This is a genomic window from Acinetobacter sp. ANC 4862 (assembly GCF_004336635.1).
Classification (GTDB): Bacteria; Pseudomonadota; Gammaproteobacteria; order Pseudomonadales; family Moraxellaceae; genus Acinetobacter.
In genome coordinates this window covers 1-13,893 of the sequence record NZ_SJXH01000017.1, presented here as the reverse complement: position 1 = coordinate 13,893, position 13,893 = coordinate 1, and the positions used below count along the sequence as shown (strand labels likewise).

The following is a 13,893-nucleotide window of genomic DNA, read 5'->3' as shown; positions in this document are numbered from 1 at the left end:
AGATACACATAGGCTTGAAAAATATTAAATAATCGCTCAAAAAACTTTATTTATTTTTTTTAATTTGAGCTACTTTTATCACACGAAATTTGAGAGACGAAAATAACAATGTCAAATGAAAACCATGGTTCATCTGCTACAGGGGGTGAACTTCAGCGAAGTTTATCGAATCGGCATTTGCAACTTATTGCGATTGGCGGGGCAATTGGTACAGGTTTATTCATGGGGTCGGGTAAAACCATCAGCCTGGCCGGACCTTCAATTCTGATCATTTATATGATTATTGGTTTTATGGTTTTTTTGGTCATGCGTGCGCTTGGCGAATTGTTACTGTCTAACCTGCAATACAAGTCTTTTATTGATTTTGCGACAGATTTAATTGGTCCTTGGGCGGGTTATTTTGTCGGCTGGACCTATTGGCTGTGCTGGATCACGATTGGTATTGCTGATTTATCCGCGATTATTTATTACCTGCAATTCTTTAACGGGGGGTTACCATTTTCGCCTGGAGAAGGGGTAATGATCAGTGTTGCGGCCATCATCTTTATTATGGGGCTGAATCTGGTTACGGTGAGGTTATTCGGTGAGTTAGAGTTCTGGTTTGCCTTAAGCAAGATTATTGCCATTGTGGTGCTGATTGCTGTCGGGTTGTGGATGATCTTTACCGGATTCTCTTCAACCGCAGGTGAAGTGGCGTCATTTACCCATCTCTGGTCACATGACGGTATTTTCCCTACCGGGGTAACGGGCTTCCTGGCAGGCTTCCAGATTGCGATCTTCGCCTTTGTGGGGGTAGAGCTGGTGGGTACAACTGCAGCTGAAACCAAAGATCCAGAACGCAACTTGCCTAAGGCAGTCAACTCGATTCCGATTCGTATCATCATTTTCTACGTATTGGCATTGGTGATTGTGATGTCGGTCACGCCATGGAATAAAATTGATCCGAATATTAGCCCGTTTGTAAACTTGTTTAGTCAAGCCGGTATTGCAGCCGCCGCGATTATCATGAATCTGGTGGTGTTATCGTCAGTCATGTCATCCATGAACAGTGGGGTATTCTCGACCAGCCGCATGCTGTTCGGTCTGTCACGTGAAGAGCAAGGTCCAAAAGCATTTGGACACTTAAATAAGCGTGCGGTTCCAGCGAATGCGTTGTATTTCTCTGCAATCTGTTTGTTACTGGGTGCTGCACTTCAGTACTTTGTACCCAATACCGTTGAAGCCTTTACTTTGGCAACCACGCTTTCAACCATCCTGTTTATCTGTGTCTGGTTGATGATTATCTGGAGTTATATTGTTTACTATAAAACCCGTCCAGAACTGCATGCGAAATCAACCTTTAAATTACCGGGTGGATTGTTTACCTGTTGGGTGGTGATCATCTTCTTTATTGGCATGATTTACGTATTGTCATTAGAAGCAGATACCATGAAAGCGCTGATGGTGAGTCCAATCTGGTTCATTATCTTGATTATTGGTTACTTTGGTTTCTACAAACCGAAACATAAATAAGCCCTTTGTTTGTGAAAACGCCAGTCTGAAACTGGCGTTTTTTTTTAACTAGCGATAATCTCTAGCGTTTAGCACTTTGGTCACAGCGGTGATCGAGTTATACTTCTTCGAAAACATAGGATAGGTGGTCAGATGCGTCTTGTCATTTGCTACATCAGTTTATTGGCAACAGGTTTTGCCTTGGTCGGTTGTGGTCAGTCTGGAGCTTTACAGTTACCGAGTGATCAGAATTACGACAAGCGTTCGAAATATTTGTTATATCCGAATGTCGATTCAAAACAGCAGTCTGAACAGAAAGAAGCATCTGAACAGAAACCGCTGGTAGCACCTGCTGATTCTAATAATCAGCCTTCAACCCCTTAGCTTTTAACTGTTAACGCTTTCATAGAAAGGATACATTCATGAGTTTTACCCGCATTAATGGGGTTCTGCACGCAGAGCAATGTTCGTTGCAACAACTTGCGCAGCAATTTGGCACGCCACTTTATGTTTATTCAAAAGCCACTTTTGAAAAGCATTATCTCGATATGGATCGTGCATTTAGCTTTATCGATCATCAAATTTGTTTTGCGGTAAAGTCGAACTCTAATATTGCGGTATTGAATGTACTGGCGAAGCTGGGTGCAGGTTTTGATATTGTCACTGGTGGCGAGCTTGCACGTGTACTGAAAGCGGGCGGTGATGCATCTAAAATTGTGTTCTCTGGCTTGGGTAAATCAGAAGCGGACATTAAAAAAGCCTTGGAAGTCGGAATTGCCTGCTTCAATGTTGAATCCTATGCCGAACTGGATCGCATTCAAAAAGTGGCGGCTGAACTGGGTAAAAAAGCCCCGATTTCTTTACGTGTAAACCCGGATGTCGATGCCAAAACCCATCCCTATATTTCAACCGGTTTAAAAGAAAATAAATTCGGTATTCCATCGGACAGCGTATTTGAAACTTATCAATATGCAGCGTCTTTGCCGAATCTGGATGTAGTCGGTATTGATTGTCACATTGGTTCGCAATTGACCGAAACTCAACCTTTTGTCGATGCACTTGATCGCGTGATCATGATGATCGAGAAATTGAAAGAACTCGGGATCAATCTAAAACACATCGACATCGGTGGTGGTTTGGGTGTGACTTATAAAGATGAAGTTCCACCAACTGTTGTTGAATATGCCAATGCCTTGAAACCGGCTTTAGAAAAACTCGGTTTAAAAGTGTATATGGAGCCGGGTCGTAGTATTTCTGCCAATGCTGGTGTCTTGCTAACCAAAGTCGATTTGTTGAAACCAACCAATCACCGTAACTTCGCGATTATTGATGCGGCAATGAACGACCTGATTCGTCCTGCTTTATACGAAGCATGGATGGATATTCAGGAAGTGACGCCACGTAGCGATGTTGAAGCAAAAGAGTGGGATGTGGTGGGTGCAATCTGTGAAACGGGTGACTTCCTGGGCAAAGAGCGCAAGCTTGCACTGAAAGAAAATGATGTACTTGCAGTATTGGGTGCAGGTGCATACGGTTTCGTGATGAGTTCGAACTACAACAGCCGTGGTCGTGCTGCTGAAGTGATGGTCGATGGTGATCATGCACACTTGATTCGTGAGCGTGAAAGCATTGAATCATTGTGGGATAAAGAACGCTTATTGCCTTAAGGAATAATTCGAGATGTTTTTAGAATTTACTAAAATGCATGGTCTGGGCAATGACTTTATGGTGGTTGATCTGATCAGCCAGCGCGCTTATCTGGATACCATGACCATTCAGCGTTTGGCTGACCGTCATTTTGGGATTGGTTTCGATCAATTATTAATTGTTGAACCGCCCGATTTACCCAATGTCGATTTTAAATATCGTATCTTTAATGCCGACGGTTCGGAAGTGGAGCAATGTGGCAATGGGGTTCGTTGTTTTGCCCGCTTTGTGCATGAACGTCGATTGACCACAAAAACCAAAATTAAAGTGCAAACTAAAGCCGGTATTGTTGAGCCAGAACTGGGTCAAAATGGCTGGGTTCGCGTGAATATGGGCTATCCAAAATTCTTGCCGAACCAGATTCCATTCCTTGCTGATGAGCCTGAAAACCTATACAGCTTAGCCCTAGCCAATGATGAAAGTATTATCATTGATGTGGTGAACATGGGTAATCCGCATGCAGTGACCATTGTTCCGGATGTGCTTACGGCTGATGTTGCTGGCATGGGGCCTCAAATTGAGTCGCATGAGCGTTTTCCACAACGCGTCAATGCCGGTTTTATGCAAATCATTGATGAAAATCATGCGCGTTTACGTGTGTTCGAACGTGGTGTAGGCGAAACGCTGGCATGTGGCACGGGTGCTTGTGCAGCTGCGGTTTCAGGTATGCGCCGTGGCTTGCTTGCAAATGCGGTAGAAATTGAACTTGCTGGTGGTAAGCTGCAAATTGAATGGCGTGAAGGTGATGTGGTCTGGATGACCGGTCCAACTGCAAATGTCTATGAAGGTCGTATCGATTTAAGTTTTTACCAGCAATAAAACGCATAATTTGACTGAAAAAGCACTGTCATGATGATGGTGCTTTTTTATCTGTGGAATCATGGATTGTGCAAGTTAAAATCAAATAGATACAATGAAAAGAAAGGGCGTATCCTAGGGTGTGCTTGATTATTGAATCTAATCTGGTTAAACATGAATAATATATCGCCGTTGATAGCGCCCATTAAATACAGTGAGAAAAAACGTGATTGATCCAGAGATGCAGATACGTTCTCCTGCTGATTTATTGCTGATGTGGTTAAAAGAAAGAGAAATTCAAAATCAGTCCAAACATACTTTGCAGGCCTATGAACGTGATGTCTCGGATTTTTTAAATTTTTGTGAAATCAAAAAACTCAATTTAGCGGATGTGGAATCGACCGATCTGCGTGAATATCTGGCACAAAAAGTTGAACAGCAGCAATTAAGTTCCAGTAGCCTGCAACGGCTTTTATCTTCCATTCGTCAATTTATGAAATGGGCTGAGCAAGGGCAATATCTGGCTTTTAATCCTGCCGATGATTTTCAGTTAAAGCGCCTGCCTAGACCACTGCCGGGTATGGTGGATATTGAAACCGTTAATCAAATTTTAGATCAGCCCAAACCTGAAAAACTGATAGAGCAACAAATGTGGCTGCGTGATAAAGCGATCTTGGAATTGCTTTATTCTAGTGGTCTGCGACTGGCGGAAGTACAAGGCTTGCGCATTAATGATATCGATTTTAATCGGCAGCTGTTACGCATTACCGGTAAAGGCAATAAAACACGCGTGGTGCCTTTTGGTTCCAAAGCCAAAGATGCGGTGATGTTGTGGCTGCAAGTTTATCCGTTATGGAATGGTGACTTTGTCCCGGACGCGAATGTGTTTATTACCCAAAAGGGCAATCCACTCGGAGCACGACAAATTGAAAATCGGGTTAAATTACAGGCGCAACGTGCAGGGGTAAATGTCGACTTGCATCCGCATTTATTGCGTCATTGTTTTGCCAGTCATATGTTGTCGAACAGTGGAGATTTGCGCGCTGTACAAGAAATGTTGGGGCACAGCAATCTAACCACAACGCAAATCTATACCCATGTTGATTTTGATCATTTGGCACAGGTGTATGATCAGGCGCATCCACGGGCACAACTGAAAAAATCGTAGTAGATATCTAAAGAGATCTAAATTTTGTCTCAAAATGATTCTGGATTTTTTCAGTAAAAGAACATAAATTAATGAAACTTAAATAAATTTAGCGGTAATATTGCGCAATATTACTGGCGTTTTAAACTATTGTAGAATAATAAAAAGCCAATTTATCAGGTATAAAAATCAACTATAAACATGAAATAGGTGGCATGAATAATGCAAGGTAATGAAATTATTTGTTGTTTCACTAGATGTTACACAAAGTTTGGAAGTCAAAAATGATAGGGAAAACAATGATGGCAGATATTCAAGAAAAATATGACCGATTGAGTACTGAGCAAAAAGAGATTTTTGCAGGCTATGGTCTGCGTCAGGTCAAGCATTTTGTTGAAATAAGTTTGCCCACTATTGAGCCATCTTTACCGGAAAATACCCATGTCCAAGGAATCAATGCTGAAGGCAAGGTACAAGCAGTCAATTCAGAGACACAACAAGGCTATATCTGGATTTCAGACTTGCAGTGGCAGCAACGACCGATTGCTACGGCGGATGTTGACTTAAAACAAGACTTTTTGGAAGTTTGGGAAATATTTAATCTTCAGGAATATGACCTGATTGATTTAAGCCATATTCACCGTGATTTTTTACAACATTATCATGTTTAATGAGTTGTTTTAGTCTGCCTGAATTGAGCAGCATCTATTTGATAAAGCACATGTCTTTGCAAGGGACTACTGTTATCTAAAGTAGGGTGATTGAAGTAGTCTTTAAATTGCATGCCTAAACGTTGCATAACGGCTTGGGATTTTGTGTTTTGTACTGCAGTGAATGCAACCACTTGGTTTAGCTTGAGTGAATCAAAAGCAAAGTTCAAACAAGCAGTTGCAGCTTCGGTCGCAAAACCATTGCCCCAATATTTCTGCTCAAGTCGCCAAGCGATTTCGGTACAGGGCGAAAAGGTAAATTGACTGGGCTGGGCATTTAATCCTGTAAAGCCAATAAAATCCCCACCTTGTTTTAATTCGACTGCCCAGAAACCCCAGCCTTGCGTTTCGATCATTCTTTGAAACTTATGCGCTAGCGCATTACTTTGTTCCCGAGTTAAACAATGGGGAAAATAACGCATCACTTCAGTGTTAGCGTTCAATGCATAAAACGGCTTAAGATCAGACTTTTTCCATGCTCTTAAAATTAAACGCGATGTCTCAAGCTGTATACTCATCATACTGTCCTAAAGATCATCCAGAGGAAGTTGGAAACTCTGTTTAATAATCTGACTGGGTAAATCCGTTTTAACACTGGTAATGCCATTTTTCTTGGTTAAATGTGTGGACTGAAACTTACGATAACTTTCCAGATCGGGTACCACCACTTTCAGCATGGCATCACATTCACCCAAAATAATATAACACTCCATCACTTGAGGCAGTTCTTTCATCGCCTCAATAAAGCAGTCGATCGTTTCGGCATCCTGACCGACCAGCCAAATCCGTGAAAACAGAATGAGTTGTAAACCAATTTTTTGTGGGTCAACCACTGTGGTGTAGTTCTGAATGACACCAGCTTCTTCGAGCAATTTCACCCGACGCAAACAGGAAGATGGTGACAGCCCAATTTCACGGGCTAGATCGTTATTTTGCATGCGCCCATTATTTTGTAGTGCGCGAATGATATTTTTATCGGTACGATCCAGCTTTACTAAAATAGACTTGGAGGATAGTTTCATAAATTAGAATATAATTCGAAAAATAATCATAATTATAGAATAATTTGAAATCCTATTTTGTGGTATTTATTTGATACTAATTTCCACTTTCAAGACATGGAAAGGGAAAAGGAAATGTCTGTATTTGCACTCTTCGCCTTAACGGTTATCCCGCTTATTTTTACACCTGGACCAGATATGTTGTTTATCCTGTCACAAGTGATGGGGAAAGATGCAAAAGCAGGCATGATGGCAACAGTCGGGGTGTGCCTGGGATATTTGGTACATTCTGTTTTGGTGGCCTTAGGTATCGCAGCCATTATTGTTTCCTTCCCGGTATTATTTGAAACCATTCGCTGGCTCGGGATAGCATATCTGTTATTTTTGGCTTTTAGTTTAATCAAGTCTGTTTTTAGCAATAAAAAATTGGCAATTGAAAATAAAAGCACATCGAAACCGATTCAAAAAGGCTTTTTTACAGCTTTGCTGAACCCAAAAGGTATGTTGATTTACTTTGCAATTTTACCGCAATTTATCAATAAAGCCGGAGACACCGTGACGCAAGGTCTGATCTTGTCGTTTATTTTTATCGGATTGATCTTTGTGGTGTACTGCAGTTTAAGTTTGATTTTTGCCAAAATCACCCAAAAAACCCAGATCGATCAACGTAAAAAAAAATGGATTGATGGCGGTTCTGGCGGTTTGTTAATGCTTGCTGCAACCTGGCTCATCATTCATTAATACGCCTATAAAAAGCATGTCATGATGGCATGCTTTTTAAGTAGAACTGGATTTGCAAATTAAAAGTAATTTATTACAAGTTTATTCTAAAAAAATGATCATTTTTGCTACAGCTAGAGCAGGAAAAAACCTCTTATCTGTCTTAAATGACAGTTCGCAACTTTGTCGTTGGTGCAAGAAGGCTAAGCTGTTTGAGCTAAAAAATAATCGAAAACAGGGGGTAAATCAGAACTTTTGATGAAGTTAATTAGATAAAAAATAATAAAAATCAATGTTCAAAAATAAATAAATATTGAGCGAATTCATCTTAATAAAAACCCTTCAAAAAAATATGAACGCCTAGTTCAAGTAATTTACGCATTTTTACAGCTCTTTCGATAATTGTGACTTGACCGAAATGCCATACACATTGCAAGATAGGGCACCTAAAAATTTTTAAGTGAAGAGTTATTCTAACTTTTCTCAACATTTACTTTTGCTAAAACAGCCGAGGATTACATGAAGGCTCTTGTTGCTGTAAAACGTGTGGTTGATGCCAACGTTAAAGTTCGCGTTAAACCGGACAATAGTGGGGTAGACCTTACTAACGTTAAAATGTCGATCAACCCATTCTGTGAAATCGCAGTGGAAGAAGCGGTTCGTCTAAAAGAAAAAGGAACAGTTTCAGAAATCGTTGTGGTTTCTATCGGTCCTAAAGAAGCGCAAGAACAAATCCGTTCTGCTATGGCGCTGGGTGCTGACCGCGGTATCTTAGTAGAAACTGCTGATGAGATTGGTGCACTTGAAGTGGCTAAAATCTTGAAAGGCATTGTAGAACAAGAAAAACCAGAATTGATCCTTCTTGGTAAACAAGCGATTGATGACGACTCGAATCAGGTCGGTCAGATGCTTGCTGCTTTACTGGGTGCTGGTCAAGGTACATTTGCTTCTGTTGTGAATGTTGCTGGCGACAAAGTTCAAGTCACTCGTGAAGTTGATGGTGGTTTACAAACTGTTGAACTGAACCTTCCTGCAATCATTACCACGGACTTACGTTTGAACGAGCCACGTTATGCTGCTCTTCCAAACATCATGAAAGCGCGTAAAAAACCGCTTGATATGAAGTCTCCTGCAGATTATGGCGTTTCAGCGACGACTAAACTTAAAACAGTTAAAGTTGAACCACCAGCAGAGCGTAAAGCTGGCGTACAAGTGAAATCTGTTGACGAGCTTGTTGAAAAACTTAAAAACGAAGCGAAAGTGATCTAATACAGAAGGATAAAATCATGAGTATTTTAGTTATCGCTGAGCACGACAATAAAGCACTAAACGCTGCTACTTTAAACGTTGTTGCTGCAGCTCAAAAAATCGGTGGTGATATCACTGTATTGGTTGCTGGTTCTGGCGCTCAGGCAGTTGCTGACCAAGCGGCTCAAGTTGCGGGTGTAAGCAAGGTATTGCTTGCAGACAACGCGGCTTATGCACACCAATTGGCTGAAAACGTTGCAAAATTAGTTGCCGAGTTAGGCAAAGGTTATTCACATATCCTTGCTGCTTCTACAACGACAGGCAAAAACGTACTGCCACGTGCTGCTGCACTTTTAGACGTTAGCATGATCACTGACATCATTGCTGTTGAAAGCCCTAAAACTTTCAAACGTCCAATCTATGCAGGTAACGCGATTGCAACTGTAGAATCTGCTGAATCTATCGTTGTTGCCACGGTTCGTGGTACTGCATTTGATCCTGTAGCGACCACAGGTGGTTCTGCAACAGTTGAAACTGTAAGCGATGTTCAAGATGCTGGCATCTCTAAGTTTATTTCTGAAGAGATTGTTAAATCTGAACGTCCTGAACTCACAGCAGCTCGTATTGTGGTTTCTGGTGGTCGTGGTGTGGGTTCAGGTGAGAATTATCACACTGTACTTGATCCATTGGCTGACAAGCTTGGTGCTGCTCAAGGTGCTTCACGTGCTGCAGTTGACGCGGGCTTCGTTCCTAACGACATGCAAGTGGGTCAAACCGGTAAAATCGTTGCACCTGACCTGTACATCGCTGTCGGTATTTCTGGTGCGATTCAGCATTTGGCGGGGATGAAAGATTCTAAAGTGATCGTTGCGATCAATAAAGATGAAGAAGCGCCAATCAATGCAGTAGCTGACTACTGGTTAGTGGGTGACTTGAACACGGTTATTCCAGAATTGGTTTCTAAAATCTAATTCCTGAATCCTGTTCAGAAAGACGCTCTTGCGCAGGCAGTGAAAGCAATGCTTTCCTGCTTTGCTCAGGGGCGTTTTTTATTGTTGAAAATTTTTCAAAGAAATCAGGGCTAATTGAGCCGTTTCAAGATGTAATAGTAATAGCTCATTTGAATGCTTAAGCGAGCTCTATGGCTTTTCATAGAGATCTAAAACGTGTCATTTCAATCGGGTTCGGATGGGTTTCCGGATAGGTGACTCGTCATTGATTTTCTATGTAGATGAAAGCGCAAAATGAGCAGCTCAACTGTGCAAGATTCTGAGGTAGCTGGTTGTGTAAATTTGAATTAAAGTTAGTGAAAAAACGAACTAATTCACATAAAATACCGACAATTAAAACAGATTAAAAAATAAACGATAAATTGAAGAAAATTAACAAGATTAAGATGGCTTATAAGAGACAAAAACGAGAGAATTTATGCTATAATTTACGGCTGTATTTAGACTTTAACTCAGCTTATTTTGGGTTAATTTTTTGCTAGATTGATTATATAAAACGAGCAGTTCCAAATACTGTTTGTAATAAGGAGTATGCATGAGCCTATCGGAAATCCGACCGATTGCCATTGAGGATGAACTCAAAAGCTCATATCTCGACTATGCCATGAGTGTTATTGTTTCTCGTGCATTACCAGACGTGAGAGATGGCTTAAAACCAGTTCATCGTCGTGTGCTTTTCGCTATGCACGAGTTAGGCAATGACTACAACAAAGCGTATAAAAAGTCTGCCCGTGTGGTGGGTGACGTAATCGGTAAATATCACCCGCATGGTGACTCAGCTGTTTACGAAACCATTGTACGTATGGCACAAGAATTTAGCTTGCGTTATCAATTGGTCGATGGTCAGGGTAACTTTGGTTCTGTAGATGGCGATAGTGCTGCGGCAATGCGTTATACCGAAGTTCGTATGCGTAAGCTCACGCATGAACTTTTGGCTGACTTGGAAAAAGATACAGTCGAATGGGAAGACAATTACGATGGCTCTGAGCGTATTCCTCAGGTCATGCCAACCCGTGTTCCTAACTTACTGATTAACGGTGTAACCGGTATTGCAGTGGGTATGGCGACCAATATGGCGCCGCACAACATGACTGAAGTTGTGAATGCCTGCCTTGCTTATGCCAATGATCCAAATATCAGCATCGAAGGTTTGATGCAGCATATTTCTGGTCCAGATTTCCCTACAGGTGGTATTATTTACGGTAAATCGGGAATTGTGGATGCTTACCGTACCGGTAAAGGCCGTTTGCATATTCGTGGTAAATATCACTTCGAAGAAGATCCGAAAAACGGTCGTATTACTATTGTATTCACTGAAATTCCTTATCAAGTTAATAAAGCAAAAACGATTGAACGTATTGCTGAACTGGTAAAAGAGAAAAAACTTGAAGGGATCTCAGAACTTCGTGACGAGTCTGATAAAGACGGGATGCGTATTGCAATTGACCTGAAGCGTGGCGAAAACGCTGAAGTGATTGTGAATAACCTGTTCCAGAACACGCAACTTGAAAATTCTTTCAGTATCAACATGGTCTGCCTCGACAACGGTCAGCCGAAGTTGATGAATTTGAAAGACATCATTGCGGCGTTTATTCGCCACCGTCAAGAAGTGGTGACACGTCGTACCATGTACGAGTTACGCAAAGCGCGTGAACGTGGTCATATCTTGGAAGGTTTGACGGTTGCTCTGGCAAATATTGATGCCATTATCGAAACCATCAAAACTTCTGCCAATCCGGCTGAAGCACGTGAGCGTTTACAAGCAGGTGAATGGGCGGGTGGCGGTGTTGTTGCATTACTTGAAAAAGCAGGTTCAGTATCGGTACGACCTGACGAAATTGAAGGCGAAGATCCAGCGAAACCATTTGGTCTGGAAGGTGATATTTACCGTCTGTCACCAACGCAAGTTAATGCGATCATGGAACTTCGTTTACACCGTTTAACCGGTCTTGAACAAGACAAGTTACATGCGGAATATTCTGAAATTCTAGCGCAAATTGCTGAACTGACTGCAATTCTTAACGATTTTAATTTGTTGATGAATGTGATTCGTGAAGAATTAGCGTTGATTCTGCAACAGTATGGCGATGCGCGTAAAACTGCCATTGTTGAATCACGTATCGATTTCTCTCGTGAAGATTTAATTCCTGAAGAGCAAATGGTACTGACCGTTTCGAAAACAGGTTACGCGAAAACTCAACCATTGTCTGACTATGCCGCTCAGCGTCGTGGTGGTCGTGGTAAGTCTGCAACATCAATGAAAACTGATGATTACATTCAGCATCTGATTGTGACATCGAACCATGCGACAGTTTTATGCTTTACCAATGTCGGTAAAGTCTATCGTTTGAAAGTATACGAAGTGCCACAAGCATCTCGTGGTGCAAAAGGTCGCCCAATGGTGAACTTGTTGCCGCTAGATGCCAATGAGACGATTACAGCGATTCTTCCTGTGATTGATGCACCGAAGAAATTTAAAGATCGTCTGGTCGATTTCAAGGCATTTGTAAAAGCCAATGCTGCGAAACTGCAAGAAAATGAAATCATCAATTCACATTATGCTGAATTAGAAGCGGCACTTGCTGAACTTGAAGATGGTGCGGATGACTTGTCTGATGAATTACGCGTTCAATTGAAGCAATTGGGTGTTGAGCTTTCAGCGACCGATCTAGATGATGAAATCATTGTTGACTTTGCACAGCAAGCCGAAGCGGTTCGTAAAAACTTCTATGTGTTTATGGCGACTGAGTACGGTACGATCAAACGTGTAGAACTTGAACAGTTCAGTAATGTTCGTTCAAATGGTTTACGTGCAATTGAACTCAATGGCGATGACACCTTGATTGGTGTTGCAATTACCGATGGCGAACAGCAAATCATGTTGTTCTCGAATGAAGGTAAGGCGATTCGTTTCGCAGAAACTGACGTTCGTTCAATGGGTCGTTCTGCTAAAGGTGTACGCGGTATGCGTGTGACCATTGGTGCAGCTGCACAGCTTGAAGAAAATGACGAAACTGATATCGAGTCTGATGATGAAGATGGTTCAGATTCGGCATTAATCAGCCGGATCGTTTCATTGGTAGTTGTACCTGAAACGGGTGAAGTGCTTTGTGCATGTGCCAACGGTTATGGTAAACGTACCCCAGTGGGCGACTTCCCAACCAAGAAACGTGGCGGTAAAGGTGTAATTGCAATTAAAACATCTGAACGTAACGGTGAGTTGGTCGGTGCAGTATCCATTGATGAAAGCAAAGAACTGATGTTAATTTCTGATGGCGGTACGCTGGTTCGTACCCGTGCCTCAGAAGTTGCAACTACAGGTCGTAATGCGCAAGGTGTTCGTCTAATCCGTCTCGGTAATGAAGAAGTTCTGGTGGGTGTAGTTTCTGTAGAAGCCGTTGAAGAAGAAGAGTTTGTTGAAGCAGTTGAAGGTGAAGAAGTGATTGCCGCTGAAGCTTTGATTGATTCTGAAATTTTGGTTGATGATGAAACGATTGCTGATGAATCTGAAAATGAATCTGATTTAAGAGATTCTGAAGACTAAGTTTTGATATCAAAAAGAAGGGCGCTTAGGCGCTCTTTTTTTTAAATTTTGAATAATAATATTTTATGAAAATTGAGTGGGGGGAAATAAGTGAAGAAAATTGAAAATATATTGATACCTTTATTTATTGGTTTAATAGTATTAATTTCATTCCTACTCTTTATGTATCTTTCTACTTTTAAATATATCAGTTTGGATACTGCTGTATGGGGAGCTTTTGGAGATTATATAGGTGGTATATTAAATCCTATATTTGCTTTTTTAAGTTTTACAGCATTAGTTATTACTTTGTTATATCAAAATAAACAATTAGAGCAGAATCAGAAAATATTAGACCTCTTGCGAAAGTAAAAACCACCTCAATCTAAGTTTCATGAGATATCAGAACTTAAACCGTTTTTCAGATTCTGAATTTAAACGCTTGGTTGGCGTACCTCGACCAGTTTTTACCGAAATGGTAGAGGTTTTAGAAAAAGCAGAATCACTCAAAAAGAAATCAGGTCGTCCTCATACTTTA

13 protein-coding genes are annotated in these 13,893 nt (G+C 41.3%); 11 read left to right on the top strand and 2 right to left on the bottom strand.

All coding sequences use genetic code 11. The annotated features are described in order from the left end of the window. Positions 1-108: 108 nt before the first annotated feature. From E0409_RS08940 to E0409_RS08915, 6 genes are all read left to right on the top strand, one after another. Positions 109-1,512 (top strand): amino acid permease, encoded by a 1,404-nt coding sequence (locus tag E0409_RS08940; protein ID WP_131289836.1) that lies wholly within the window; start codon positions 109-111, stop codon positions 1,510-1,512. Between the two features lie 132 nt (positions 1,513-1,644). Further along, positions 1,645-1,875, top strand: coding sequence for an LPS translocon maturation chaperone LptM (gene lptM / locus E0409_RS08935; protein WP_131289834.1), 231 nt, complete (start codon positions 1,645-1,647; stop codon positions 1,873-1,875). A 38-nt stretch (positions 1,876-1,913) separates the two neighbouring features. Continuing rightward, complete coding sequence (lysA, locus tag E0409_RS08930) at positions 1,914-3,158, top strand: diaminopimelate decarboxylase (RefSeq protein WP_131289832.1); 1,245 nt, start codon at positions 1,914-1,916, stop codon at positions 3,156-3,158. 13 nt (positions 3,159-3,171) lie between these two features. Beyond that, positions 3,172-4,017: a diaminopimelate epimerase gene (dapF, locus tag E0409_RS08925; RefSeq protein WP_131289830.1), complete on the top strand. Its 846-nt coding sequence runs from the start codon at positions 3,172-3,174 to the stop codon at positions 4,015-4,017. Between the two features lie 253 nt (positions 4,018-4,270). Further along, on the top strand, positions 4,271-5,164 hold the full coding sequence (gene xerA / locus E0409_RS08920) for a site-specific tyrosine recombinase/integron integrase (RefSeq protein ID WP_165541319.1): 894 nt from the start codon (positions 4,271-4,273) through the stop codon (positions 5,162-5,164). Positions 5,165-5,442: 278 nt separating this feature from the next. Then, positions 5,443-5,814: a hypothetical protein gene (locus E0409_RS08915; RefSeq protein WP_131289932.1), complete on the top strand. Its 372-nt coding sequence runs from the start codon at positions 5,443-5,445 to the stop codon at positions 5,812-5,814. Here E0409_RS08915 and E0409_RS08910 read toward each other — a convergent pair. Together E0409_RS08910 and E0409_RS08905 are read right to left on the bottom strand one after the other, a co-directional pair. Continuing rightward, positions 5,811-6,371 carry a GNAT family N-acetyltransferase gene (locus tag E0409_RS08910; protein ID WP_252151795.1) on the bottom strand — a complete coding sequence of 187 codons (561 nt, stop codon included), beginning with the start codon at positions 6,369-6,371 and terminating at the stop codon, positions 5,811-5,813. The genes E0409_RS08915 and E0409_RS08910 overlap by 4 nt on opposite strands. Before the next feature lie 9 nt (positions 6,372-6,380). Next, complete coding sequence (locus E0409_RS08905; RefSeq protein ID WP_131289826.1) at positions 6,381-6,875, bottom strand: Lrp/AsnC family transcriptional regulator; 495 nt, start codon at positions 6,873-6,875, stop codon at positions 6,381-6,383. A 114-nt stretch (positions 6,876-6,989) separates the two neighbouring features. Here E0409_RS08905 and E0409_RS08900 point away from each other — a divergent pair, with 114 nt between their 5' ends. The 5 genes from E0409_RS08900 (at position 6,990) to E0409_RS08880 (ending at position 13,727) form a co-directional block, all read left to right on the top strand. Continuing rightward, positions 6,990-7,595, top strand: a complete 606-nt coding sequence (locus E0409_RS08900; RefSeq protein ID WP_131289824.1) for a LysE family translocator — start codon at positions 6,990-6,992, stop codon at positions 7,593-7,595. A gap of 498 nt (positions 7,596-8,093) precedes the next feature. Further along, a complete protein-coding gene (locus tag E0409_RS08895; protein ID WP_131289822.1) occupies positions 8,094-8,843 on the top strand; it encodes an electron transfer flavoprotein subunit beta/FixA family protein in 750 nt (249 codons plus the stop codon). A gap of 17 nt (positions 8,844-8,860) precedes the next feature. Then, on the top strand, positions 8,861-9,793 hold the full coding sequence (locus tag E0409_RS08890) for an FAD-binding protein (RefSeq protein WP_131289820.1): 933 nt from the start codon (positions 8,861-8,863) through the stop codon (positions 9,791-9,793). 574 nt (positions 9,794-10,367) lie between these two features. Continuing rightward, positions 10,368-13,376 carry a DNA gyrase subunit A gene (gyrA, locus tag E0409_RS08885; RefSeq protein ID WP_131289818.1) on the top strand — a complete coding sequence of 1,003 codons (3,009 nt, stop codon included), beginning with the start codon at positions 10,368-10,370 and terminating at the stop codon, positions 13,374-13,376. Positions 13,377-13,466: 90 nt separating this feature from the next. After that, positions 13,467-13,727, top strand: coding sequence for a hypothetical protein (locus E0409_RS08880; protein WP_131289816.1), 261 nt, complete (start codon positions 13,467-13,469; stop codon positions 13,725-13,727). Positions 13,728-13,893: the final 166 nt, after the last annotated feature.